The organism is Amycolatopsis sp. NPDC003676 (assembly GCF_053587275.1).
On record NZ_JBSFNS010000012.1, the window covers coordinates 36,636 to 61,734 of the forward strand.

General features: G+C 68.8%; 22 protein-coding genes. 9 read left to right on the plus strand and 13 right to left on the minus strand.

Annotated features, from left to right (window positions below):
• Positions 1-5 precede the first annotated feature (5 nt).
• The 6 genes from ACWDNU_RS10295 to ACWDNU_RS10320 form a co-directional block, all read right to left on the minus strand.
• On the minus strand, positions 6-3,461 hold the full coding sequence (locus ACWDNU_RS10295; RefSeq protein ID WP_449668563.1) for a WXG100 family type VII secretion target: 3,456 nt from the start codon (positions 3,459-3,461) through the stop codon (positions 6-8).
• Positions 3,461-3,793, minus strand: a complete 333-nt coding sequence (locus ACWDNU_RS10300) for a hypothetical protein (RefSeq protein WP_370932437.1) — start codon at positions 3,791-3,793, stop codon at positions 3,461-3,463. Before ACWDNU_RS10300 ends, ACWDNU_RS10295 begins: the two co-directional genes overlap by 1 nt.
• 1 nt (position 3,794) lies before the next feature.
• Positions 3,795-4,052 carry an acyl carrier protein gene (locus tag ACWDNU_RS10305; RefSeq protein ID WP_344287866.1) on the minus strand — a complete coding sequence of 86 codons (258 nt, stop codon included), beginning with the start codon at positions 4,050-4,052 and terminating at the stop codon, positions 3,795-3,797.
• Positions 4,045-5,652 (minus strand): fatty acyl-AMP ligase, encoded by a 1,608-nt coding sequence (locus ACWDNU_RS10310; protein WP_449668641.1) that lies wholly within the window; start codon positions 5,650-5,652, stop codon positions 4,045-4,047. The genes ACWDNU_RS10305 and ACWDNU_RS10310 overlap by 8 nt, the downstream gene beginning before the upstream one ends.
• A gap of 90 nt (positions 5,653-5,742) precedes the next feature.
• A complete protein-coding gene (locus ACWDNU_RS10315) occupies positions 5,743-6,942 on the minus strand; it encodes an RNA polymerase sigma factor (RefSeq protein WP_449668564.1) in 1,200 nt (399 codons plus the stop codon).
• Positions 6,939-7,310: a YciI family protein gene (locus ACWDNU_RS10320; RefSeq protein ID WP_370932439.1), complete on the minus strand. Its 372-nt coding sequence runs from the start codon at positions 7,308-7,310 to the stop codon at positions 6,939-6,941. The genes ACWDNU_RS10315 and ACWDNU_RS10320 overlap by 4 nt, the downstream gene beginning before the upstream one ends.
• A gap of 104 nt (positions 7,311-7,414) precedes the next feature.
• Between ACWDNU_RS10320 and ACWDNU_RS10325 the strand changes: the two genes are divergently transcribed.
• Both ACWDNU_RS10325 and ACWDNU_RS10330 read left to right on the plus strand, forming a co-directional pair.
• Positions 7,415-7,936 (plus strand): hypothetical protein, encoded by a 522-nt coding sequence (locus ACWDNU_RS10325; protein WP_449668565.1) that lies wholly within the window; start codon positions 7,415-7,417, stop codon positions 7,934-7,936.
• Between the two features lie 261 nt (positions 7,937-8,197).
• On the plus strand, positions 8,198-9,799 hold the full coding sequence (locus ACWDNU_RS10330; RefSeq protein ID WP_449668566.1) for a hypothetical protein: 1,602 nt from the start codon (positions 8,198-8,200) through the stop codon (positions 9,797-9,799).
• Here ACWDNU_RS10330 and ACWDNU_RS10335 read toward each other — a convergent pair.
• Positions 9,765-11,774: a hypothetical protein gene (locus tag ACWDNU_RS10335; RefSeq protein ID WP_449668567.1), complete on the minus strand. Its 2,010-nt coding sequence runs from the start codon at positions 11,772-11,774 to the stop codon at positions 9,765-9,767. The two genes, ACWDNU_RS10330 and ACWDNU_RS10335, sit on opposite strands and share 35 nt — an antisense overlap.
• A 126-nt stretch (positions 11,775-11,900) precedes the next feature.
• On the opposite strand from ACWDNU_RS10335, the gene ACWDNU_RS10340 reads away from it, so the two are divergent.
• Positions 11,901-12,668 (plus strand): methyltransferase, encoded by a 768-nt coding sequence (locus ACWDNU_RS10340; RefSeq protein ID WP_449668568.1) that lies wholly within the window; start codon positions 11,901-11,903, stop codon positions 12,666-12,668.
• Positions 12,669-12,674: 6 nt separating this feature from the next.
• Here ACWDNU_RS10340 and ACWDNU_RS10345 read toward each other — a convergent pair whose 3' ends face one another.
• Positions 12,675-13,421, minus strand: a complete 747-nt coding sequence (locus ACWDNU_RS10345) for an alpha/beta fold hydrolase (protein WP_370932444.1) — start codon at positions 13,419-13,421, stop codon at positions 12,675-12,677.
• 79 nt (positions 13,422-13,500) lie between these two features.
• Here ACWDNU_RS10345 and ACWDNU_RS10350 point away from each other — a divergent pair, with 79 nt between their 5' ends.
• From ACWDNU_RS10350 to ACWDNU_RS10365, 4 genes are all read left to right on the plus strand, one after another.
• Positions 13,501-14,094 (plus strand): TetR/AcrR family transcriptional regulator, encoded by a 594-nt coding sequence (locus ACWDNU_RS10350; RefSeq protein ID WP_449668569.1) that lies wholly within the window; start codon positions 13,501-13,503, stop codon positions 14,092-14,094.
• Between the two features lie 226 nt (positions 14,095-14,320).
• Positions 14,321-14,731 carry a hypothetical protein gene (locus tag ACWDNU_RS10355; protein ID WP_449668570.1) on the plus strand — a complete coding sequence of 137 codons (411 nt, stop codon included), beginning with the start codon at positions 14,321-14,323 and terminating at the stop codon, positions 14,729-14,731.
• On the plus strand, positions 14,728-15,324 hold the full coding sequence (locus ACWDNU_RS10360) for a DUF3558 domain-containing protein (protein WP_449668571.1): 597 nt from the start codon (positions 14,728-14,730) through the stop codon (positions 15,322-15,324). The genes ACWDNU_RS10355 and ACWDNU_RS10360 overlap by 4 nt, the downstream gene beginning before the upstream one ends.
• A 1-nt stretch (position 15,325) precedes the next feature.
• Positions 15,326-16,615 carry a WXG100 family type VII secretion target gene (locus tag ACWDNU_RS10365; protein WP_449668572.1) on the plus strand — a complete coding sequence of 430 codons (1,290 nt, stop codon included), beginning with the start codon at positions 15,326-15,328 and terminating at the stop codon, positions 16,613-16,615.
• A gap of 1,152 nt (positions 16,616-17,767) precedes the next feature.
• On the opposite strand, the gene ACWDNU_RS10370 is transcribed toward ACWDNU_RS10365, so the two are convergent.
• On the minus strand, positions 17,768-18,301 hold the full coding sequence (locus ACWDNU_RS10370) for a hypothetical protein (protein ID WP_449668573.1): 534 nt from the start codon (positions 18,299-18,301) through the stop codon (positions 17,768-17,770).
• 182 nt (positions 18,302-18,483) lie between these two features.
• On the opposite strand from ACWDNU_RS10370, the gene ACWDNU_RS10375 reads away from it, so the two are divergent.
• Entirely contained in the window at positions 18,484-19,530 is a 1,047-nt protein-coding gene (locus ACWDNU_RS10375; RefSeq protein WP_449668574.1) for a LysR family transcriptional regulator, read from the plus strand.
• 445 nt (positions 19,531-19,975) lie between these two features.
• On the opposite strand, the gene ACWDNU_RS10380 is transcribed toward ACWDNU_RS10375, so the two are convergent.
• The 4 genes from ACWDNU_RS10380 to ACWDNU_RS10395 form a co-directional block, all read right to left on the minus strand.
• Complete coding sequence (locus ACWDNU_RS10380; protein ID WP_370932452.1) at positions 19,976-20,341, minus strand: DUF427 domain-containing protein; 366 nt, start codon at positions 20,339-20,341, stop codon at positions 19,976-19,978.
• An 82-nt stretch (positions 20,342-20,423) separates the two neighbouring features.
• Positions 20,424-21,137, minus strand: coding sequence for a S1 family peptidase (locus ACWDNU_RS10385; protein ID WP_370932453.1), 714 nt, complete (start codon positions 21,135-21,137; stop codon positions 20,424-20,426).
• A 158-nt stretch (positions 21,138-21,295) separates the two neighbouring features.
• Entirely contained in the window at positions 21,296-21,652 is a 357-nt protein-coding gene (locus ACWDNU_RS10390; protein ID WP_449668642.1) for a hypothetical protein, read from the minus strand.
• Between the two features lie 22 nt (positions 21,653-21,674).
• On the minus strand, positions 21,675-22,040 hold the full coding sequence (locus tag ACWDNU_RS10395) for a hypothetical protein (protein ID WP_370932454.1): 366 nt from the start codon (positions 22,038-22,040) through the stop codon (positions 21,675-21,677).
• Between the two features lie 318 nt (positions 22,041-22,358).
• On the opposite strand from ACWDNU_RS10395, the gene ACWDNU_RS10400 reads away from it, so the two are divergent.
• A complete protein-coding gene (locus ACWDNU_RS10400; RefSeq protein WP_449668575.1) occupies positions 22,359-24,743 on the plus strand; it encodes a class III lanthionine synthetase LanKC N-terminal domain-containing protein in 2,385 nt (794 codons plus the stop codon).
• Positions 24,744-25,099: the final 356 nt, after the last annotated feature.

A 25,099-nucleotide genomic window follows, 5' to 3' on the forward strand; every position in this document is an offset into this window, starting at 1 on the left:
TCCTCCTACCTGGTCCGGATGATCGGCGCGTCGTCGTCATCGTCGAGTGAACCAGTGATCCGGCTGGCGGGTTCGACGAGGTTGTCGAAGACCGCGCCCTCCACCCGGTACGCCGCGCGCCGCTCGGTCTCGCCGCCGCCACCGCCGCCGCCGTGTCCGCCGCCCATCGCGCCCATGCCGGGCATCCCGCTGCCGCCCGGCTGGCCCTGGCCGCCGGGGTGGTCGCCCGCCGGCTGCGAGAACCCACCGCCGGTTTGGGTGCCGGCGATGGGCGTGCTGTCGACCCCGACCATGGGCCCGCCGTGCAGCGGAGCGCTCGGGGCGCCCGCGGGCACGCCCGGACCGCCGCTGTGCGAGATCTCCGGACCGGGGCCGCCCTCGATCGGGTGACCCGGCGCCCCGCTCGGGACGCCGTGGTGCAGCGGCTGGGCCGGACCGCCCGCGGGGTGTCCCGGAACGTCCGCATTCCCCGGGCCGCCGCCCGCTGGATGCGCCGGATCGCCTGCCGGGTGCCCGCCGGTGTGCGAGATTTCCGGACCCGGCCCGCCTTCCAGCGGATGTCCCGGGTGCCCGCCGAGCGGGTCGCCGAAGTGCGAGATTTCCGGGCCCGGTCCGCCTTCCAGCGGACGTCCCGGATGCCCGCCGAACGGGTCGCCCGTGTGCGACATCTCCGGGCCCGGACCGCCTTCCAGCGGACGCACCGGGTGGCTGCTGCTGGGCGCAGCTCCGCCGTGCCCGTTGCCGTCGGGTCCCTTGTGCTCGCCGCCGTGTTTGCCGGGACCGTCGTCGTGCTGGCCGGGGCCGTCGCCAGCGTGGTGCCGCCCGGTCTCGGGGCGGTGGTCGACCTCGTGCACGCCCTGCTGCTTGTCCTCCTCGCCGAGCGTGTAGGTCGTCGGGTTGCCCTTGCCGTCGTCGACCGTGACGACGGTGGGCCCGTTCGGACCGTCCGGGCGCTCGGCGGTGATCTTCGTGTCGCCGTCGCGGAGGTGGATCTTGCCGTCCGGACCGGGGTGGTGGACCTCGTCGCCGTGCTGCTGGCCGCCCCCGCCGTCGTGCGCGGACTTGTCGTCGGACCAGTCGATCTTGAAGTCCTTGGCGGGACCGGAACCCTCGCCGATCTTGATGTCCATCTTGCCGTCGTGGTCCGGCTCGGACATTTCGAAGGTCTTGTCGCCCTGCTTGACCTTCAGGACATCCCGGCCGTCGTCGTCCGGTTTGCCGTCGTGGTTTTTGTCCTCGCCCGGTTTGCCGTCGTGACCCTTGCCGTCGTCATCGGGCTTGCCGTCGTGGTTCTTGTCCTCGCCCGGTTTGCCGTCATGGCCCTTGCCGTCGTCATCGGGCTTGCCGTCGTGGTTCTTGTCCTCGCCGGGCTTGCCGTCTTCGCCGCCGGGGCCGCCGTCGGCGGGGTCGGTCTTGATCGGCGGACCGTCGACCGGACCGCCGCCGCCGGGGGAACCGCCGCCGCCCTTGTCGCCAGGGCTCTTGTCGTCGCCAGGGCTCTTGTCGTCCGGGCCCTTGCCGTCGGGGCCCTTGCCGTCGGGGCCGGTCGAACCGGGTTCGCCGCCGCCGGGTCCGCCGAGCGGAGCGCCGCCGTGGCTGCCCTGCGAGTCCTTCTTCAGCGCGTCCATCGCGGCCTCGGCCTTTTGCTTGGCCTCGGCCTGGGCCTTCTGCTTGGCCTCTTGTTCGGCCCGCTGCTTGGCCTCTTCGTCGGACTGGGTGTGGTCCTGTCCGCCGTCCGAACCCGACCCACCGGGACCCGAACCGCCCGGACCCGAACCACCGGGGCCGGACCCGCCGCCGGAATCGGTCTTGATCGGCGGGCCGTCCACCGGACCGCCCCCGCCGGTCCCGCCGCCGGGACCACCGCCCGAACCGCCGCCGAGCGGACCACCGCCAGGCGAATCGGACGGGACGTCGAGGTCGGGAACCTTCCCGCCGCCCCCGCCGGAGCCAGAACCGCTGCCGGACCCGCCACCCGAGCCGGATCCGCCGCCGGTGCCGCCACCGATGCCGCCGGGACCACCGCCAGTACCACCGGTGTGGTCGCCCTGCGGCGTGTCCGAACCGGACCCGCCGCCGTAACCGCCACCGGAACCGCCGCCATGCCCGCCGCCGGGACCGCCCGGGCCGTTGCCGTTGCCGTTGCCGTTGCCCTGACTGCCGCCGTAACCGTTGCCCTTGTTGTTGCCGCCAGGCCCCTGACCGCCACCGCCAGGACCGCCGCCGCCGGGACCCCCGGGACCACCAGAACCGCCCGAGCCGCCGGCACCGCCGTCCTTGGTGCCCTCGAACTTGTTCTTGATCTTGCCCATCTCTTTGTCGAGAGTGTCGTAGGCCTTGTCGACGAGGTCCTTGGCGTCCTTGCAGGCCTTCTCGAAGCCCTTGTAGACGTTGTCCCACATGTCGGGGTTGAACTGGTTCATGATCCACTGCTTGGCGAGGTCCTTGCCGTGGCTCTGGATCTCGTCGTCGTCGCAGCAGCCCTGGTCGTTGAGGGTGTTGACCAGGTTGGTGCCGAAGTTGTAGTCCATCCAGCCGGCGATCTGGGCCAGGTCGTTGACGCTGCCGTGCTCGCCGTTGGCGACCGCGACGACCTTCTGCGCCATCGTGTAGTCGGCCTTGCCGACCTGGTCCCGGTACAGCGCGATGACCTGGTCGGCCTTCCCCTTGCACAGGTCGAACAGCGTCTTCGTGGTCGCCAGCGTCGCTTCGCTGGCGTGGTTGAGGTCGTCGCCGAGCTTCGCGGCCTTCTTCTGGATGCTCTCGTTGTACTTGTCCGACGCCGCGTCGGCGCCAGCTCCGGTCCAGGTCCCGAACAGAGTGCCCAGTTCGGTGCCGGTCTCGGTCAGCGTCGACTTCACGGTTTCCGAGCCGTGCTTGAAATGCATGGCGTCGTTGACGAAACTCTCGAAGCTGATCCCGCGCTGTTCGTCAAACGGACCGCGGATGTCCTTGTCGAGGTCGAGCTTGCGCGTGTTCCCCTTGCAGTCGTCGGGGATCTTCTCGAGCAGGCCGCCGAAGGTCTCGAACACCCGCAGCGCGGCCGCGGCGGGGTCGAAGAGTTCGTCGGACGTCTTCGTGCCGGTGGCCGCGGCGTCCTTGCCTTCGCCGGGGGCAGGCGGCTTCTTCTTGCCGAGCTCGTCCTTGCCCTGGTCGACGGCCTTTTTCTTCTCGTCCTGGTTGTAGCTGGCCTGCTGGCCCTTCTGCCGGGCCTCTTCGTAGACCTGCTCGAGCGGCGGGGCCCCGCCCGGCGCCGCGAACGGATTCTTCGGGATGGGGATGAACGTCCGTCCGTACGACTTGATGTACTTCGCGACGTCCTGGCCCTCATCGCCTTGGGGATTCGGGTGCTCGTGCACCCACGCCCGGAGCAGGCCGTCCTTCAGCTCCGGCGGCACCGCCGAGTTGTCGAGGAGCTTCTTGACGTCCGGCCACGTCTTCGGCTTGTTTTCGTCCGCCATCAGAGGATCCCGTCGACGCCGTTGCCGGTCTTGGTGATGTTGTCGGACTGGGTGTCCTCGTTCTTGCCGTAGGCCGACCCGGCGGTCTTGATGTTCGTGCCGAACGATTCGAGCGCCTTGCTGTAGCCGGAGAGCGCGCCCCACAGCTGTTTGGCGCCCTCGAGGTACTTGTCGGCGTGCGCCTGGTGCACCCGGCCGAACTTCTCCTTGGTCAGCTCGGAGTGTTCGAGGTCTGGATTGTCGTCAAGCAGCTTCTCCGCCAGGTCGCCGATGTTCTTCGACGCCGTCGACAACGCTTGGGTTGTCGCGGTGTACCCGCCCCCACCGCTCATTTCAGTGCTTCTCCTCAGCTCGGCTTGTTGCCAGGGCCTCCGCGAGCACGTCCGCCACGGATTCCACGTCGGTGAACCGATCGAGCTCGTCCAGATCGATCGACACGTCGTAGTAGATCTCCAGCGCCGCGAGAAGCCGGATCCGGCCCTTCGAGTCGATGCCGAGCTCCTCCAGCGGAGCGTCGGGCACGACGAGGGCCGGGTCGAGCCGGAAGGTGTCGCTGACGACCTTCGTGACCTCGGCGCAGTGATCACCCACGCACGCCACCGTAACGCGCTTTGGCGGCGGACCGGGCGACCTTCCCGCTGGAAGTGCGCGGAAGTCCGCCAGAAGGGACCAGGTGTACCGCACGGAGAGTGAGATCGTGCTCCCGCGACACCGCTCGCAGCACCGCCCGGGTCACGTCTTTGACCTCGGCTTCCGCGCCGCGAGCCCATTCCGCGACGACCATCGCGCCCTCGCCCTGTTCGTCGGCGACGCCGAACGCGGCGACCCGGTCGCGGCGGATCGCCGGATGCGCCTCGCCCGCCGCCGCTTCGAGGTCCTGCGGGTGGAAGTTGCGGCCGTCGACGACGATCAGGTCCTTGAGCCTGCCGGTGACGTAGAGGTCGCCGCGGTGGACGACGCCAAGGTCGCCGGTGCGCAGCCAGCCTTCGATCCCGTCGAGGACGCCGCTGAACGCCTCCGCGTCGCCGCGTCCCCAGTAGCCGGACGCGACGTTCGGGCCGTGCACCCAGATCTCGCCGACCGCGTCCTCGGGCTGCTCGTGTCCGTCGTGGACGATCCGGACGAGCTGCCCGACCGGCCTTCCGACCGACATGACCGGCTGGCCGTCCAGCGTTTCGACGGCCCGCCCCTGGGCCAGGGCTTCCCGGTCAAGCACGGCGCCACGCGGCCCTTCGTCTCCCGCGCTCGCGACGTACACCGTGGCCTCGGCCAGCCCGTAGGACGGACGGTGCGCCTCGGGACGGAACCCGCGCGGGCCGAAGACCTCGTGGAACCGCTCGACCGTGCGCGGCCGGACGGGCTCGGCGCCGTTGAGCGCGACCCGGACGTCCGAGAGATCGAGGTCCTCCTCCGCGCCGACGTCAGCCGCGAGGTCGTAGGCGAAATTCGGGGCCGCGGTGAAGACGGCCGGGTAATCCGAGAGCTGGCGCAGCCACCGCTGCGGCCGGTGCACGAACTCCGCCGGGGACATGAACACCGACCGGCCGCCGACGTAAACAGGCAGGCACAGCAGCTGGATCAGGCCCATGTCGTGGAAGAACGGGATCCAGCCCGCGCAGGTCGTCTGCTCGTCCGAGGCGTAGGCCTGGCTGGCCTGCCAGCACGCCGCGACGATCGCCCGATGCGGGATCACCGCGCCCGCCGGTTCGCGCGTCGACCCCGACGTGTACTGCAGGTAGGCCGGGCTTTCCGGATCGACGCGGACCGGGTCGATGCCAGGTCCGGACAGCTCGTCCACCACCACGAGGTCGCCAGGATCAATGAACTCGCGCACCTTCGCCGCCACGGCCGACGACGTCGCCCACACTCGCGCGCCGGAGTCGGCGAGGACGCCGGAGAGCCGGTCAGCCTGCGCGCGATTGCCCGGCAGCATCAGCGGAACAGCGACCATCCCGGCGGCGAGAGCGCCGAAAAACGCCAGCGGGTAAGCGAGTTCCTGCTCGGCGAGGATCGCGACGCGCTCGCCCGGTTCCGCGACCCGGCGCAATTCCCCGGCTACGATCCGGACTTTCGCGGCGAACTCCGTCCACGTCAGCGTCTGCTCGACGCCTCGGGTGTGCTCTTGGTGGGTGAACAGCGGCCGTACGTCGTCCTCGCGGGCGAACAGCCGGTCCACGATCGAGACGTGCATGACCTCGTCAGGCACGCTCGCAGACGTCCGGGACACGCAGCGCAACCTACTCGAACTCGGGAGCCGCCCGCGAGGCCGGTCGCGGAGAATTCACTCGCGCACCTGGGCGGCCCGGGACTCCAGATAACGCTTCTCCGCGATACTCGCCGTCGCCTTGGCCGCGAGCCGGTAGTTCTCGTACGCGCCAGGCAAATCCCCGGCTTTCTCCAGCAAATGCGCCCGCACCGAGAGCAACCGGTGATGCCGCGCCACCCGCTCTTCATCGTCTAATGTGGACAGCAGAGCGAGCCCGGCCTCAGGTCCCTCGGTTTCGGCGAGCGCGATCGCGCGGTTCAACGTGACGATCGGATTGGGCGCGATCCGTTCCAGGATCAGGTAAAGCGCGTGCACCTGCCGCCAGTTGGTCTCCTCCGCCGTCTCCGCGTCGGCGTGCGTCGCGGCGATGGCGGCCTGCAGCTGATACGGGCCGAGCTCCGAACCGGCCAGTGACGCTTTCGCCAGTTCAGTGCCCTCGTCGAGCATCGCGCGATCCCAGGTTGAACGGTCCTGATCGGCCAGCGGGACCAGATCACCGGACGCCGTCGTACGGGCGGTGCGGCGGGCGTGAGTCAGCAGCATCAACGCGAGCAGACCGGTCACTTCGCTGTCGTCCGGCAGCCGCGCGTGCACCATCCTGACCAGGCGAATCGCCTCGTACGCCAGGTCGGCGCGGTGCAGGTCGCTGCCGGACGACGCGGTGTAGCCCTCGTTGAAAATCAGGTACAGCACCTGCAGCACGACGTTCAGCCGCTCCGGGCTTTCGGTGCCAGGGAACGAACTGCCCGCCGCCTTGATCCGCTGTTTGGCACGGCTGATCCGGGCAGCCATCGTGCCCTCCGGTACCAAAAACGCGCGGGCGATCTCGGCCGTGGTCAGTCCGCCGACCGCGCGCAGGGTCAACGCGGTCTGCGACGCCGGGGTCAGCGTCGGATGGCAGCACAGGAACAGCAGGAGCAGCGTGTCGTCGGTGTCCGGCACCTCGGGCGCGGCCTCGACGGCGTTCGCCAACTCCCGCTCGCGGCGCGCCTGGTCGCTGCGCAACTGGTCGACATAGCGCCGGGACGCGACCGTCGACAGCCAGCCGCGCGGATTGTTCGGCACGCCCTCGACCGGCCACTGCTGCGAAGCGGCGAGGACGGCCTCCTGCACCGCGTCTTCGCACCCTTCGAACTGGCCGTACCGGCGCACCAACACGCCGAGAACCTGCGGCACGAGTTCGCGCAGCAGGTCCTCGACGGCGGGCGGGTTCACGCTTCCAATTGTCCTTCCGAGAACATCACCTGGCGAACCTCGACCCCCAGGCCTTCGATCGCGGCGTCCGGGATCTGCGCGGCCAGCTCGATCGCACGCTCCTTGCTCTCGACGTCGATCATGTAGTAGCCGCCGAGGAACTCCTTGGACTCGAGAAACGGCCCGTCGGTGACCACCGGCTGCCCGTTGCGGACCGACACCACCGCGGCCTGCGACGGGTCGGCGAGCGCCTGGGCGGCGATCAGCTCGCCGGACTTCTTCGTCGACTCCATGAACGCGGTGACGCCGTTGCCGAGGGCTTCCTTCTCCTCCTCGGTGAGCGCGTCGAGAACGGACTGGTTGATGTGCAGGCTGATCAGGAACTTCATGGTCTTGCTCCTCGTGGTTTCGGGGTCTTACGGGGAGAGGTCGGAGACGCGGGGCGGTTCTGCACATGCCTCAGGAAAAAACTTTCGGCCGGTACCGTCCGCACATGAATTCGACCTCAGCGTGGACGACTCCGCTCATCGCGCTCGGCGGCGTACTGCTGACTCTGCTCGTGACAGTCTGGATGGACTACCGCAAAGCCCGGCGGGAGACCCGGTTCCAGTGGACCGCCCAACTGCTCGAGCTGTACCGCGATTTCCTCGCCGCCTCCAACGACCTGCGCCAAGCCCCGGTCTGGCCGACCCCGCCCGACAGCCCGCCTCAGCCGGTCGACCCGCTGGTGGAACGGCTCCGCGCGGTGTCCGCGGAAGCCCGGCTGCTGGCACATCGCGACGTGACCGACCGGATGGCCGCGACAGTGACCACAGCCGAAACACTGCGCGACACCGTCACCGCCATCCGCACCTCCACCGAACCGGGACACAGCGGTGCGATCGACCAGCGGCGACGTCCCGAATACGACACCGCCCGCGCCTCGTTCTCCGCCGCCGTCGAGGACTTTCTCACCGCGGCCCGCGCCGACATCGATCTGCGCAGCCCCTTCAGCCGCACCAGCCAGCCGTCCTGAACCGGCCAGCACCCGAGCACATCGGGGGAACTATCGTTGAGCCAAGATCACGCCGTGCGACGAACAGGGGGGACAACACCGGATGTCCAGCGGAAACCCTCCTACGTCGAACACGGAGAGTAGTCACTCTGGTACAATGAACGAGCCGGGAGCCGGGAGCCGGGAGCCGGGAGCCGGGAGCCGGGAGCCGGGAGCCGGGAGCCGGGAGCCGGGAGCCGGGAGCCGGGAGCCGGGACAACTTTCGTTCCCGAGCGGCGAGTCGTGTTCGTCGGGCACAACCGCAACTCCGTCGCCCGCCTTCTGGACGTCCAGGAACTGCTGCACAACGACCTGCGAATCGAGTACGTCTACGCGATCAGCAGCTCGTCCCAGGCACCCGCGGGCACTCTTGAACTGCTCCGCGACCACGGTGTCGCGGACACCTCCATGACCGCGCTCCCCGCCGTCGGCGACGACTGCCACCTAGTGCTGACCGCGAGCGAGAACATCGACTTCGCGGCCACGAAGGGGCCGGTGGTGCTCTTCGCGCACGGCTTCGGGTTCAACAAAGAGTGGCCCGACGGGCATCTGGCAGGCCTGCCTCGTCCGGACGCGCTCGCCACCGGCCGCATCCTCATCCTGTTGTCCACCTCGGAGCAAGACAACCAGCTTCGCGCCGCCTACTCCGGAGAAGGGCTCCGCACACAGGTTGTCGGAGACAGCACGCTCGACCAACTGACCGCCAGCCTGCCGCTGCGGAATCGCTATCGACGCCGACTGGGCGCCGACAACCGCCGGCTGATCGTCTTCGCGTCGTCATGGGGCCCGGAATCGGGCATCGCCAGGCACCCCGGTTTGCTCCGCACGCTGCTCGCGGGGCTCCCGTACGACAGCTATCGGTTGTGCCTGGTCCTCCACCCGCGAGTGTGGGCCGAGCACGGCACGCGTTTCCTGGAACTCGGGTTCTCCGACGAACTCGACTCCGGAGCGGCGGTACTCCCGCCCGAGGCGGGCTGGCACGCCGCGCTCGTCGCCGCGGACCTCGTGCTCACCGACCACGGCAGCCTCGGCCTCTACTCCGCCGGGATCGGGAGACCGTTGCTGCTTACCGAGCCAGCCACGGAAACCGTCCCGGGCTCGCCGGTCGCCGCGCTCCACGAGCTGGCCCCGCACCTCGACCCCGGCGAAAACCTCCGAGCGCAGGTGGACGCCGCTGTCGAAAATTACGACGCCACCCGGTACCAGCCGGTCACCTCGCGCCTGTTCGAACATCGCGGCGAAGCCGCGGACCGGATCCAGCGCGTTCTGTACGACCTGCTCGCCCTCGAGCCGCAACGATCCGCTCCCTTGCTGCGGGCCCCCGATCCGGTGCCGTGGAAGCATCGCGAACCCGCCGCGTTCCGCGTCCGGCTCACTCCCGCCTCCGCTGGCGGAGTCTCCGTCGATCGTCGTCCGGCGGCCGCGTTCCAGCACGATTCGGACCTGTGGCCGATCCCGCAAAGCGAGGAAGAGTGGCCGCTCGTGGTCGAGGAGAGCGTGCGCGACCTTCGGTGCGCGGAACGCGCCTCCGTACTGTGCCGCGGCGAATCGGCCGGCGCCGAATCCGCGTGGGAATGGACGGCTCAGACCCTCGACGCGTATCCGGCCCAATTCGCCGTCGCGAGCGTGGGCTCCGGCCGGTATGCCGCGCGGACTCGCGACGGCCGCCGGTTGTGGCTGACGACGACCGCGGACGTTCCCGTCACGATCGCGGCGGCCGCCGCCTTCGCCCGGGTACGAACGGAATCCCCGCTTGCCACCGAGTTCCCGGTGGAGTTCGGACCGCACCGATGCCGCATGCGGATCGAGGTCACCGACCGTCCAGTTCCGCCAGCCGCCGGGTGAATTCGGCGACCCGGTCGCTGCCGAGCCGGGCATGGATCTCCGCCATCCTCGCCACCGCGGCCCGCTCCGCCTGACGGTCACCGAGCCTTCCGGCAAGTTCTGCCGCGTCTTCCTGCGTCCACGATTCGTGGAACAGATCGCCGTTGTCCCGCAGCACCCGCACAGACTTGGCGAACCACTCACGTGCCGCGGCATCCTGTCCGCGCGCTGTTTCGAGGCGGCCAAGCGTCCGCATCGCGCGACCGAGCATTTTGGCGTCGTGCTGCTCGAGCAGGCTGAGCGAACGGAGAAGGGTCTCCTCGGCGGTCAGGACGTCGTCGAGTGCCAGTTGTGCGCAGCCGATGAAGTAGGTCAGCGACGCCGCACCCCGGCCGTCTTCGACGCTGTCGAACAGTTCCAGAGAACGCCGAAACGACGCCAGCGCTCGCTCCCAGTCGCCCTGCGTTTCATGGTAGCGGCCGTCCATTTCCCACACCGATGCCCGAAGGCGGACATCGGTCACCTTGTCCAGCAAGGAAAATGCACTGTCCAATTCGGACCGTGCCCGCTCCGGCCTTCCCAGCTCGACCCACGCGCGCGAAGAAAAACTGCGCAACCGGGCCTCCGCGGCGGCGTTGTCCGCCAAGGCCGCCGCCTGTGCGCCGACGGCGCTCGTCTCAGTCCAGTCCACGAGATAACGCCGGTTCGCGTAAAGCGCGGTCACGGCCTCTGCCAGCTGCGCGGACAGGTCGTACCACTTGTGCCGCAAAGCCGCGCGGATCGCGGCGGCGATCGCCGGCCGCCGGGTGTCCAGCCAGTCCAACGCCGCGGGCCGGTCTCCGCCGAACGGACTCTCGCCGGTCTTGAGCACCTCGGCGTACCGCGGGCTCCGGTACCGGCCGGATCCGGTCACCGTGAGGTCGGCGAACGCGGCACGCCCGCGAAGGAACTCGACCAGCCGCCGTGCCGCCGCGGTCAGTTCCCCCGAGGAGTCCTCGGCCAGCGCTCGGTCCGCGGCATGGCGGCGAACCAGCGTGTGGAAGCGGAAGACCTCGCCCGGCTCGATCTGGAGCAGACCGGCTTCGGCGATGATTCCCAGCGACTGGCCGGTTTCCGCGGCCGTGCCGTCCAGCACGGCGGCAGCGAGGTCGAGGTCGAATCCGCCCGCGGGCGCGGCCACCGCGCCGAGCAGCCGGTACGCCCGGGCCGCCGGAGCGGGAAGCTCCGCATAGCCCATTCTGAAGGTCGCGGTCGTCTTGTCGTCACCGTGTTCGGCGATCGTCTCGGCCAGAGCACCGACGGTGAGGCCGGGACTGCTGAGCAACCGCTGCACCGCGACGCGAAGCGCCACTGGCAGGCCACCGCATTCCTGGACCAGGCGACGCAATCCGGCCTCGTCGGCGGTCACCGCCGGACCGCACAGTTCCCGGACCAAGTGCATCGCCGACTCGTCGTCCAGCGGGGGCACCGGCAGTACCTCCGCCCCTTCGAACCGGAGGTCGGTCAGCCGGGCGTTGCTCGTCACCAGGACAGCGCTGCCGGGCGAGTTGGGCACGAAAGAGAGCACCTGAGCGGGATCGGTGACGTCGTCGAGCACCACCAGCGTCGGCGCGGCGGCCGTTTTCGTGCGGAACAGCGCGGCCCGGTCGGTCAACCGTGGCGGGATCGCCTCGTTCGCGACGCCGAGCGCGAGCAGGCACGACGTCAACGCGTCGCTCACCGCCTCCGTTCCCTGGCCCGCGGCCCCGTAGTCGATGTAAAGCTCCCCGCCGGGAAACACCCCTCGGTTCTCTTCGACATAGCGCCGGGCGAGCCACGATTTGCCGACGCCCGGCAACCCGCTGAAGACCGCGATCCGGGTACCCGGGCCGTCCCCTCCGCCGAGCAGGGCCTGTGCCTTGGCCAGTTCCCCGGCGCGGTTCACGAACCGTTGCGGGGTCGGCGGGACCTGATGCGGAACCTCGATCCCTCCAGGATGCGCACCCAGCACGCCCATTGCCTTTGCGTCCCCCTCATCCGACGAGCCCGACGTGACCAAAACCATACGGTACGCGAACAGCCGAGCGGACGATCTTGCCGCAGGTCGTGCTGATCGAGCACGTCCGGGCGCAGTATGAACGGCATGGAGACCGACGCCTGGGCCGCGCTGGCGAGTCCGTTCGTGGAAGGCGCGTACGCGACCGTCAAGGGTCGAGTCCGCACGTACGTCCTGCATCAGCAGCTCCTGGCGCACCTGCCTCCGCCGCCGGCCACGGTGCTCGACGTCGGCGGCGGGGCCGGGCATCAGTCGTTTCCGTTGGCACGCCTGGGTTACGACGTCGTCCTGCTGGATTCGTCCGACGCGATGCTGGCGAAAGCGCAGGAGCGGCTCGCTTCGGAGTCAGCCGAGGTTCGCGAGCGCGTCCGGCTGGTGCGCAGCCGCGGCGAGGACGCCGCCGGGGCGGTCGGCGGCCAGAAATTCGACGCGGTGCTGTGCCACGGCGTGCTGATGTATGTGGACGATCCCGTGCCGATGATCGACGCGCTGTGCGCCTGCGCGGCACCGGGCGGGATCGTCTCCGTGATGGCGCTCAACGCCGAGACGCTGGCCGTGCTCCCAGCTTTGGAAGGACGGTGGAGCGACGCGCTGACGGCGTTCGACGCGCGCGGCGAGCGGGGCGTCCTCGGAGTGGACACGCGCGCCGACACCGTGGCGGGGCTGTCGCAGCTGCTCGTCGGGCAGGGGCCCGAACCGCTTGCCTGGTACGGAGTTTGGCTGTTCTCGGACTGGATGGACCTGGACACCGACGAGAGCCGGATCGCCGAAATCGCGGAGGTGGAGCTGGAGGCGGCGCGACGAGATCCGTACCGGCGGATGAGCCGGGTGTTCCATCTCGTCGCGCGCGCCTGAACTGTCCTATTCGGACGCTTCCCAGAACTCCGTGAGGATTCGCGCGCCCTGGACCGGGTCCTGCGTCATCCACCAGTGCCCGAGACCCTCCAGCACCGCGACCTTCGCCCCGGCCCGCTCGGCCGCTCGGCGGCGCTGCTCGTCCGTCCCGACGAAATGGTCCTCGGTCGCCAGCACGACGAGCCCCGGACGCTCCGCCGCGCGTTCGAGATTCCGGCCGAACTCCGCGATCGCCGGCTGCGCCGCGGACCGGTAAAGCGGGAGCACCGCGCGGGCCATGTCGTCGTTCATCCCCTCGGCGACCTTGGCGGCCACCGACTCGTGCATTCCGCCGCCGACCAGGCGTTCCGCCCGCTTGTCCGCCGGCGCACCGAACATCGCCGCGACAGCTTCCTCGCCGACGCCCGGTTTCTGCCAGCCCTGCGCGAGGTCGTGCCAGACGTAATCCGGGTCGAACGCGCCCGCCGTGTCGCTGGCCCAGGTGCGCACCAGCTCCGGGCGGGCCATGACGGCGTTGAGCACGTGCGCGCCGCCCCAGTCGTGGCCGACGAGGTCGACCGGTTCGGGGAATTTCTCCAGCTCGGCGATCAGCCAGTCGCGATATTCGACGGCCGTCGCGCCAAACCCTTCGGGCCACGGCGCGCCGAATCCAGGCGGCGACAGGCACACGACCGGCCGGTCGCCCAGCTCAGCGAGCAGCCGCTCCCACACGGCGGCGGTTTCCGGATTGCCGTGGACGAAAACTGCGGTCATCGGACTTCCTCCCTCTCGTCGATCCCACTCTACGCATACTTGCTTGTCAGCTGGCAAGTATGTTGTAGAGTTTCTTCCCGTGACCACGCGCCGCACTCAACAGGAACGCCGCGACCAGGCGTCGGCCGCTTTGCTCGAAGCCGCCGCCGAACTGGTCGTCGAGGAGGGCGTGCGCGCGGTGACCCTGGCCCGGGTCGGCTCACGCGCCGGGTACAGCCGCGGTCTGGTCACGCACCATTTCGGCGGCAAACAAGCGCTGCTGGAACAACTCGCCCGCAGCACGCAGACCGGCTTCGTCCCCGGCCTGGACGCGCTGCCACCCGGCCTGGACCGCCTGCTGCGGCTGATCGACGGCTACCTCGCCCAGCTTGCCGAGCCGGACGTGTTGAGCCGGGCTTTCCTGGTGCTGTGGGCGGAATCGATGACCGCACCGGAACTGGCCCCGATCTTCCGCGAACGCGACCAGGCCTTCCGCGACGACCTGCGCCACGAGATCTCCGCAGGCATCGCCGAGGGCACCATCCGCGCCGATGCGGACCCGGAGCAACTCGCCGTGGCCATCGTCGGACAGCTGCGCGGCATCGCACTGCAGTGCCTCCTCGACCCGGCCGCGGTGGAGCCCGCCGAGTTGTGCCGGTGCGCCGCCGAAGTGTGGAAGCGGGCGCTTTCCTAGCCCACTGTCTGTGAGGCACTTCGGAGCGCCGAACCGCGCATACTGGCGGTTTCGACGGAACATCCCGACTCAACCTGCGCATTCCTGGATTAACATAGAAATTGCGTCTAGAGTATTAATGTCTAGTCGCCTTCCGCATTTCGGAGAACGTCACACAGGCAGTGAGTGATCAGCTACTTTGTTAGCTGTCTGCATTTGCTGACACCGAACATGGGGAGGGCTTCGCGTGTGGGAGGACGTCGAGTTCTCGGTCTTTCACCCTGCCGATGCCAAGCCCGCGGCGAACGGGTTTTCGCTGGACATCGACGTAGCCAAGCAGGTTCTCGAGGAGCTGCTCGGCTATCAGGACAGGTTGGGAGTCATGAAGCGCAAGGTTTCCACCCTGTGCAGCATGAAGCCGCCGTCGAAAGATCCTTCGACGATGGCAATGCACATCGCCATGGTCGGCGACGGCAGCGGAAAGCTGGGTGCGTTCTCCTATGGCGGCGGGCACATCGACTTGCAACTGGACTACGTCACCGAGCTGATCGACCGGATCAGGAAAGCGCTGGCCGCGATCGGCCAAAGCGACCATGACCAGGCGGCGGCAGTCCAGAAAACCAACCCCGGCACCGGCTCTCGAGGAAACTTCGGATGAACCTGCGCACGATCGTCGGAGTGCTCGCCCTCGCTGCCCTGGCCGCCGGCTGCTCAACGCCCACTAACGGCACCCCGACGAGTTCGGCGCCGTCGTCCCCGTCGCTGCCTTACGGAGGCGCGCCGAAGGTCGACAACCCGCTCCCAGACACCGTGTTCGCCGACGGCCCGTGCCAGGCACTCACCGCCGATCAGCTCTCTTTCCAACTCGGCTCCGCGGTGGCCGGGAAGCCGGACAACTCGGCGGCCCCGAGCTGCGACTGGATCAGCCCGGACACCCACGCCCGGATCGGTTTGTCGTTCTTCGGCAAGAACAACGACGGCCTCAGCAACGTCTACGCCAACGTCCGGCCGCAGATGAAGCGCTTCGACGTGCTCCCGCCCATCCAGGGTTTCCCAGCCGTCGCGTACAGCACTCAGCCCGGGCCCATCACGAACTCGTGCGATGTCAACGTCGGTGTCACCGACCAGCTCTCCTTCATGGTCGAAGCCGCGCCCGGCGAGACCAAACTGAACAAGATCGACCCGTGCCCGCTCGCGGTCTCCGTCGCGGGAAACGTCATCACCACGCTGAAGCAGAAAGCCGGCCGGTGACATGAAATTCTGGGAGCCGATCAAGCAATACCTGGACCAGCACCAGGAACTGACGGTGCCGATCGAGGACATCGTCAAGGAAGTGCACGCATCGGACCCCAGCGGCTGGCATACCGGCGCGACCTCCGCACACGAGGTTGCCAGTGAGCTGGAAGCGATCAGCCAGGACATGTCCGGAACGCTGACGAAGCTCGAGTCTTCCTGGACCGGCCAAGGCGCCGACCTGGTCGCCGAACGCCTGCGCCGCGTCCGTGCTTCGGCGATCGACGCACACCAGGCGTTCGCGGCCAACGAAAACACCCACGCCACCGGCATCGCCATGCACGAGAATCTGCGGAATCAGCTGACGTCGATCCCGCCCGCCCCCGCGGGAAGCCCGACCCCCGCGGCGGGTCTGATGAACGCGGACGTCATGTCCAAGCTCCTGGAACATGACAGTGCGCAGCAGAAAAACCTCGATACGTATGAGAAGTTCACGTCGGAAAGCCAGGGAAACACCCAGCAGCTGAAGGCCGACTACGGAAAGATCGGCACTTACGACGGCGGGGATGTGACCATCCAGCAGCATCCCGCCGCCGAGGCCAAGCCCCAGCCCGGCCCGGTTGCCCCCGAGCACCACGCGACCGGCGGTCCTGGCTCGACGTTCACTCCCTCCACCAGCTCTTCCCCGCACAGCTACTCGGCCGCGAATACCCCGCCTGGCGGGGAAAACGACCACACCAGCACCTCCGGATACACGCCGCCGCCTTCCGGTCCAACAGCGGAAACCCCGTGGCGCGGCGGAACGAGGTCTCCCTCGGCACCCGGCCCGGCGAACGAATTCGGCATCCCACCGATCAGCGTCCCCGGGACCGAACGCCCCGGCGGTATCTCAGAACGCCTAGGCGGCTCCGGCCGCATCGGCAGCGGCTCCGCCCGTGGCGGCGGCAGCTCCGGACGCACTGGCAGCGACCCGAGCAAACTCGGCACCCCAGGACGCCCCGGCAGCGAAGGCAGCTCCGGCCGTCCCGGCGCCAATTCCGGCCGGCTGGGTGGCGAAGCAGGCCCCCGCTCCGGTGCCGGTGCCGGTGCGAGTGAAGGCGCAGCCTCCCGAGTCAGCGCAGAACGCGGTGCCCCCGGCGGAAAAGGCCTACCCGGCGCAGCAGCACCCGGCGGCCAACGTGGCAAGAACGAAGAAGACGAAGAGCATGAACGCAAGTACGTTCTTGATGTAGACCTCTTCGCTGATGACGGTACCGCCGTCGACCCGGAAACCGGCATGCGTCCGACTCCGCCGACTCTCGGGGCATAACGGCACAAGACCTGTTGCCTCGACGGATCTCAGTCGACCCTCCGGACCAAATCACGACGCTCGCCGGAACACGGTAACGACTGGCCCGCAACAGAAGCAGACTCGAGACCCGGTCCCGCCCCGCCACCCATCAGGCGGCGAGGCGGAACTCCCCCTCGAACGGAACTCTCCTCAAGGGCTGCGCCTCGGGCTGGCTGGCTATCGGACATCGCCCTCCAGCAACGCCCTTCAGGCGGCCGCGCCTGAGGCACCGCTCCCCTCAAGCACTGCCCGGCGAGACCGACTAGCCCATCGAACGTCACCCCTCCGGCAACGCCCTCCGGGCGATCGGCCCTCAAGCACCGCTCCTCTCAAGCGCTACCCCTCGAAGCCCGACTAGCCCTTCAAACGCCGCCCACCCGGCAACACCCTCCGGGCGATCGGCCCTCAAGCACCGCTCCTCTCAAGCGCTACCCCTCGAAGCCCGACTAGCCCTTCAAGCGCCGCCCCTCCGGCAACGCCCTCCGGGCGATCGGCTCTCAAGCGCTGTCCCTCGAACGTTGGCTGGCCCCCTCGAACGTCATCCCTCCGCCAACATCCTTCAACCGGCCGCGCTCGGGTGCTGCCCTCGAAGGCCGACTAGCCCGTCGGAACATCGCCCCTCCAGCAACATCCTTCAACCGGCCGCACCTCAGGCACCGTCCCTCAACGGCATCTCCCCCGTGCTATCCCTTGAACAGCCGCATCCCTCGAGCGATCGTCCCTCCGGCGGCGCTGTCCCTCTCAGACATCCGTCCCCTCAAACGGATGCGCCTCGAACGCCACCCCTCACGACCGCCCTCTGGCACTGCCTCTCTCAGGTAGCCGCATCCTCACGACGCACTCCCCGCGAAGCATTCGCCTCCCCGCAATCGCTCCGCGCATTGCTGCCGGTGAAACGGTCACCGCCCTCGGGCACAGTCACCTCTCCGGCACCGTCCTCACAAACAGCCCCCTCCGCGCGAAGCACACGCCCCCCACGAACGCTCCGCACAACACTGCCCGTAAAGCCGCCGCCCTCGAGAGCACTGCCCCAACACAGTCGCCCCTCCGACACGCCCGGCAGGTCGGCTTCATCGAGCGGCACGACCCCTCAGAACGCGCCGCCCGCGAAAACCGCGTCCCTCAACGACCTCAGACCGCGAACGCCGCGGCCTTCCGCGCAATCACCGCGTTCTTCCGCGCCCGCACCGCTCGGTTGGCGCCGGGCAGCCACTGCACCACGAGTACCGCCAGCAGGCTCAGTACCGCGACCGCGTCGAAGGCGTTCAGGAGCGCCGGGTTCAGGTCGATCAGGTCGCGCAGGCCGAGGCCGATGCCGAAGACCGCGAACACCGTCAGCACCACTCGCGCCCAGTTGTGCGCGGCCAGGACCATCACGGCCGACACCAGCGTTACCAGGCCGATGACCAGCCAGATCGCCGCGCGGCTGTTGAACGACGACATGGCGATTCCGGTCAGGTCGTCGGCCGTCAGCAGACCGCTCGAGGCCAGTTCTCGACCCTCGGCCTGCAGGTATTCCTGCACGGCGGGGCGGATCAGCCCCTCGCCCTGCACCAGCACCATCGCACCCCACAGCAGCCCGCTGAGCGCGCCGAGTAATCCCAGCCCCCCGCCGATGGTCAGGGTGCGGGATCGTCGCGCGCCGGTGGAACTGTACGAACTCACTTCTGTCGAACTCCTTGGATCAGCAATCGAATCAAGCGTCACGGAGTTTCCCGCCGACTGCTTGCGCCGTCCACTGGTTCGCCGATAAAATCTGCAGATTTTTTGAACTGGCCACGAGATCAGGAAGGCCGGGTTAGGCTCTCCGGCGTCCGCGATGAGAATGAGAAGGCGAGTCCTGCAAGATGTCCGCACCCAGCCCGTTCCGGTCGCCGTCGTTCAACGTGCTCAGCAGGCTCCTGCGCTCGTCACCTGCCCTGCTCGACACGACGTTCGACCAGTTGCGCACGCTGATCACGGTCGCGGAAACCGGAACCGCCCTCGCCGCCGCCCGTACGCTCGGCCGCGACCAGTCCAGTGTGCAAAAACAACTCGACACTCTCAACCGCAATTTCTCCGAATTGTGCGGGGAACCATTGTTGCACCGCCAGGGACGCGGCCGCGACGTTCTTTTTACCGACACCGGGCGCGCCGTCGCACAACAGGCTCGCCGCACTCTTACCGAATGGTTGGACACCATTCACGAATGCCGCCGCGAACTCGGCGGAACGCTCACCGTCGGCGCGACCCGGTACACCCTCGGCAGCCTGGCCCACGCCGGCGATCTCGTGGCCGAGCAGTTCCGCGCCCGCGACATCGAGCTGAACGTGGTGCACGTGCGCACCAAAGACCTGATCGACCGCCTGCTGGCCAAGGACGTGGACTTGGTGTGCGGCAGCGTCGTCACGACCAACGCGCTCGACTCCGTCGACGTGCTCGAATGGCGGCGCAGCGGCCTCGGCATCGTGTCCAATATGGACACTCCGAAGCCCGGCGAGTCCGTGCGCACCAGTGAATTGCCGACACTGCCGCTCGTCGTGCCCAGCGGCGGCGTGATCAACGACTTTATGCACGGCTGGTTCGGCTCCGACTACCGCAACCGGCTCGACATCGTAGCCGAGATCGACTCCGCGCAATACGGATTCGAACTGCTCCGTTCGGGTCTGATCCGCGGATGCATGCTCGTCACCCAAGGGCTCGGCGAAGCCGCGGGCGAAAACCGCCTGCACGCCGCCTCCGGATTGCGCACAATCGGCCTCGTCGACGACATCGAGCCGAAACTCGAACTGCTCGTCGGCGTGTTCGCCCGGCGCGGCGAACGCTCCTCGTACCCGGACAGCCATCCGCTCAACCTGCTGTGGAACGCGCTGCAACAGGCTGGCGAAGCATCCTGGCTCGAAGTCGATCGCTGACCCAGTTCCTGGCCAGGACCAGCCACCGCCGGGATCGACCCCGGACCAGGACCAGGACCAGCAGCGAACCGAGAGCAGCACCGCATCGGCCGCAACTCCGAGCCGGGCCAGCCTCGCGCCACGATCAGCTACAGGGCCAAGCAATACCCCTCAGCCGAGAGCGGCACGGGCGACGAGCAGCTCCGAACCCGGACGGGCAACCAACCGAAGTCGGCTCCGGACCACCGTCAGCAATAGGCTCCGGACTGTGGTCAGCCATAAGCCGAGCCGGACAGTCAACGGGGCAGCTCCGGCTCACGGTCGACCATGAGCCGGTGCGGGCAGTCACCCCGGGTCGGCACCGAACCGGTGTCACTGCTGATCCGGAGCAGGCAGTCAGCCGAAATCGGCACCGAACCACGCCCGCCAACGAGCCACGATCAGCCTCAGGCCAACCGAATACCCCTCAACCGACCTCCTCGATCTCCACCCGGTCCGGATAAAACGCGACGTGTCCCTTGATCGGAGCCACCGCGTCGTACGGGGCCTCGTAAACCCACACCGCGTTCTCGCCGTCCGGTACCGCGGCGAGGCTGTAGTACGAAGCGTCGCCCTTGTACGGGCAGTGCGTCTTGTGCTCGGTGGGCGACAGCATCGCCAGGTCGACATCCTCCAGCGGGATGTACTGCACCGGCGGGTAGCTGGCCTCCCGCAGCACCTGCGCGCGGGTGGTGTCGGCGATGGTCTTCTCGCCTGCCTTGACCACCACCCGCGCGGGGTTGGGCTCAACGGTGATCGGGTGGTCCGGCCCCGGGATCAGCTTGTCGGGCATCGTTCTCCTCCTCCGCGCAACGGAAGCGGTGCGCACTCCCAACACTAGGCCGGACCACCGACAAAATCAGACGTCGGAAAACTCAGACGCCCGCGACCTGCGAGATCCAGCTGCGGTACCGCGTGATGTTGGTGTACGCGGTGCTGCTCTGCCGGTCGCTGGTCGACGCGACGCCGACCTGTCGTCCGGACGCGAACATCGGGCCGCCCGAGTCGCCGCCGGCGGTGATGCCGTCGCCGTAGGTCGCGCAGACCGCGACGCCGCCTTCGTAGTCGCTGCACGAAGGCGTCGTCACCCGCACGTTGGCCACCTTCAGGTACCGCGACTGGCAGTTGATCTCCGAACCGCACCGGCTCGTCGCGCCCCAGCCGTAGACCTGCACGGTCTGTCCGGCGCGGACGTCGGTCGACGTGCCGAGCGGCGAGTACGTCGCGTTCACCGAGCTGGACAGCCGGACGATGGCCAGGTCAGCGGCACCGGGGTAGCGCGTGATCGCGGCGCCGGTGGCCATCGTGCCGCCGCTGCTCTGGTCGAGGCTGCCGATGCGGAAGGTGTAGGTCCCGCTGGAGGCGACGCAGTGCTTCGCGGTGAGGATGTACTGCGGGGCGATGATCGTGGCCGTGCAGTTCTGCTGCCCGTTCACGAACAGCCGCGCCGCCCACGGGGCGTTGGACGCGTAGCCGCCGCCGATGATCGCCGGGCCAGGAGACGGAGCAGTGGCGGCGCCGGCCTGACCGGCGAATCCGGCTAGGCCAAGCGCGGTAGCGAGCACGAGGAAACAGGTGCGCAAACGCATGGTCTCTCGTTTCTGCGGCATCGTCGCCGCGGTTCCGGTGGGGACGGGGAACCCTGATCATCAAGGTGCCGCCCAGGAACCAGAACCGGCGAAAGTAGCCGGGGACCACCTGTTCTTCTGCCGCCACCGCCGCTACGGACAGTTCCGCGTACTGTTCCTCAGCCTCGCGTCCGGCGCAGCCAGTACAGCCCGATCACCGGAAGCACCAGCGGGATGAACAGATACCCCTGCCCGTACACCGACCACACCGTGGCGTCCGGGAACGCCTGCCGGTCGAAAATGCTCAGCGTCCCGACGGTCAGCACGCCCAGCAGTTCGACCGTGCACGCGGCCAGCGCGATCCGCCACCACGTCCGGCCGCCGCGGGCGAGCGCGATCGTGGCCAGGATGTAGACCAGCGCGGCGAAGGCCGACAATACGTACGCCAGCGGTGCCTCGTGAAACTTCGTGCCGATCTGGACGCCCGCCCGCGACGTCGCGGCGAGCGCGAAGATGGCGTACACCGCGACCAGGATCCGGCCGGGACCGGTGGCCGTCTTACGCGCTTGCTCCACTCCACACCTCGTTCAGTCGCAGCACCATCACCGGAATGGCCAGGCAGGCGATGCCGAGCACGACCGTGCTCGACCGGCTCTGCTCGGCCAGCGCCCACGCCGCGCCGACCGGCAGCACGACGAGGCAGCCGATCAGGTAGGCGAGGTAGGTCGCGAGGCTGCCCGGATGGTGGCCGCTGACCAGCAGCACGATCCCGATCACGAGCTGGGCGACCAGCAGCACCTCGATCACGCCGAGCGCGACGAGCAGCGGGGTGTCCGGCAGCTTCTTGCGCGCGGCCTGGACGAAACTCCACAGCGCGACGAGCGCCGCGCATCCAGCGACCGCTATCGCGAACCCGACGATCACCCGTTCCTCCTTTTGCCCGCCGGGCTCAACGTACCCGCCTGGCTGACCGCCCCGGACGGGCGAGGGTCCGGCGGCGTGGCCGGGGCCACGTTCACCGGAACGGGTTCCTGGCATTCCGTCAATTCCCGAATGCCACGGAAATCCCGCTCGACCGGGCGACGGGGAATCACGCTCGGTTCGCCAGTGCCGGTTTTATCCGCGCCCTGCTCGGGTCGGCCGAACGCTGAATTGGCGGATTGGCGCGGCGGCGAAGCTGTGCGGGAATGGTTTCCGTCGCCGGAGCACCGGAGAAGCGCACACGCGGAAAGGTCGACTTTTATGAACGTCCGGCACGAGGCATTCTGCCTCGCCGATCCGTGGTTCTTCGACCGCCGACGGGAAATATCCGCCGACGACCTGACCGCCGCCCCGCCGAGTCCACTGTGGACAGTAGAGGGAACCGAGCACTGGCGCTACCTCCGCCCGCCTGGCGCCGCATTGCCGGAACAGGGCTGGGCCGTAGAGATTTCCGCCGCCCCCGGCAACGCCGAGCGAGTACTGGACCGCGTCCGCGGGTACTGCCGGACCCACGGCCTGCACCACCGGCACCTGCGTTCCCGGTCGATATTCCTCGATCACAATGCCGAATATCCGACAACCGGAGGAACGGGCGCGCTCGCGACTATTTATCCGCCGGACAATAACACACTGGATCGCATCCTCGACGATCTTTCCGAACTCCTCACCGGCGAACCAGGACCGGATATCGACGGCGCGCTCCGCTGCGGAGAATGCCCGATTCACGTACATTACGGCGGATTCACCGAACTGTGGACCGAGTACGGCGGCGCCCGCGTGCCCGCGCTGCGCAGGCCGAGCAGCGCGCTCGAACCGGAGCACCAGGGCCCGGACTTCTCCGTGCCCGGCTGGGTCCGGATTCCCGACTGCGTCGCGGAGTACACCGAGGCGCCGGAGCCGCCGCATCCCGTCGTCGAAGTACTCCGCCAGGCCCACGGAACCGCCGTCTACCTGGCCGAACGCGGTGGCGAGCAGGTGCTCGTCGAGGAAGCCTGGCCCTACACCGGCTTGGACGGCAACGGCATCGACGCGGTCGCCCGACTGGAGCGCAAGCACGACCTCCTCCAGCGGCTCTCCGGAATCCCCGGCATCCCGAAAACCCACGCGTACCTCGCCGGGCAGCGCCACTACCTGGTGCGGGAGTACCGGCCCGGCGTGGCGCTGGACGCCTGGCTCACCCGGCATTACCCGCTCACCCGCCGCGACTGCCCGGAAAGCGACCTGGCCGCCTACCGCAAACAAGCGCTGTCCGTGCTGGCGCAAGTCGATCGCATCGTCGCCGAAGCCGCCGAGCGCGGCGTCGTCCTCGAAAACCCGCACAACATCCTGGTCGACAGCACCGGCACGGTGTCGCTGACCGGCTTCGACCGCGACGAAACGGCCCTGCGGCTGCGCCTTTTCCTTCCGCTGGCCCCGCTCTACCACCTGGTGCCCGAACGCCTCCGCTGGGCCGCTGAGCTCACCGAACGCCGGTTCTCGCTGCCCGCCGGATATGCCGACGGCATCGCGCCGCACACCGAGCCCGCGCACACCGAACTCGACGAGCCCCGTCCCGATTGGACGTTGGTGCGCAAGCAGATCTCCGAAGCACTGCTCGCGTGCGCGACCCCGAACCGCCTGGACCGCCTGTTCCCCGGCGACATCGAGCAGTTCCGCGTCGGCGGCGCGACCTTCGGCACCGGCGCGGCGGGTGTCCTGCATTCGCTGCACGTCGCGGGCGTCGGCCGCTTCCCCGAACACGAGCAGTGGCTTCTCGACGCGGTCGAAGGACAACAGCCCAGCCGTGCGGGTTTCTACGACGGCAGCCACGGAATCGCTTACGTGCTCGAGGAATTCGGCTACCGGAAGGCCGCGGCCCATCTGCTCGCCGCGTCGCGCGCACTGGTGGACCAGACCGTCGGCCACGACCTGGCGAGCGGGCTGGCCGGCATCGGCCTGACCCGGCTGCACTTCGCCGCGACCCGCGGGGACAACGAATTCGGCAGGCAGGCGCTGAACATCGGCATCCGGCTGGCCGAGGCGCTCGACACCGCGGAACCTCCGGGCGCGACGGCGCAGGCCGGACTCTTGTACGGCTGGTCCGGCCCAGCGCTGCTGTTCCTGAGGCTCTACGAACGCACCGGCGAACCCGCTTGGCTGTCGTTCGCCGACCAGGCGCTCCAACGCGATCTGGAGGAATGCGTGCCCGCGCTCGACGGCTCGCTGCCGGTCCGCGACGGCAACCGGGGTTCGCGCCGCGGCGCGGGAATCGGCAGCGCCGGCATCCTGATCGTCACCGAACAGCTGGCGCGGTACCGCCTCGACGCGAAGGCCGCGCGCAGCCTGCCCGCGCTGCGCGTCGCGTGCCGCGGGGAATTCGCGCTCCATCCCGGCCTGCTGAACGGCCGCTGCGGGCTCGCCGCCGGGCTGGCGTTCAGCAGCACCCCGGACCGGCGCACCCAGGACGCGATCGACCGGCACCTGACGCGGCTTTCGTGGTATGCGGTCCCGTTCCGCGGCGGCCTTGCCTTCCCCGGCGCTCGCCTGCTACGACTGTCCGCCGACGTCGCCACCGGCGGCGCCGGAGTCCTGCGCACCCTCTCCGCGCTTCAGGACGGCACGGAACTGCTCCCGTTCCTCGGACCGACGCCGCGGATCGCCCATTAGTCCACAGTGGACATTTTCTGTCGACATGTCGCCTAGTCGGCAGTTCCACCACGCGGAACCTTGAATGAGTGTCCGGACACTTTTTGAATCACTCATTCAGCCCAGCCCGTTGGTCCGAAACCCGCAGCCGGGGCTAGGGCCTCGGAAAACGCCGGGGGAACTCGGCACTACCGTCGGTAATCGCCGTCAAGACGGCGTTCGGCTGCTCGTTCAGCGGAACCACGAGGCCCCCGTTCGTGATAGAAACCGGGGCTGTTCCGTTCGGTGGGCCTACGAAGGGTGTATCCGAGATTTCCGTGACGAGGACCACTCGCACCCACTGGCGTGTCCGCTTCCCCGGCCGTGTCCGCACTCTC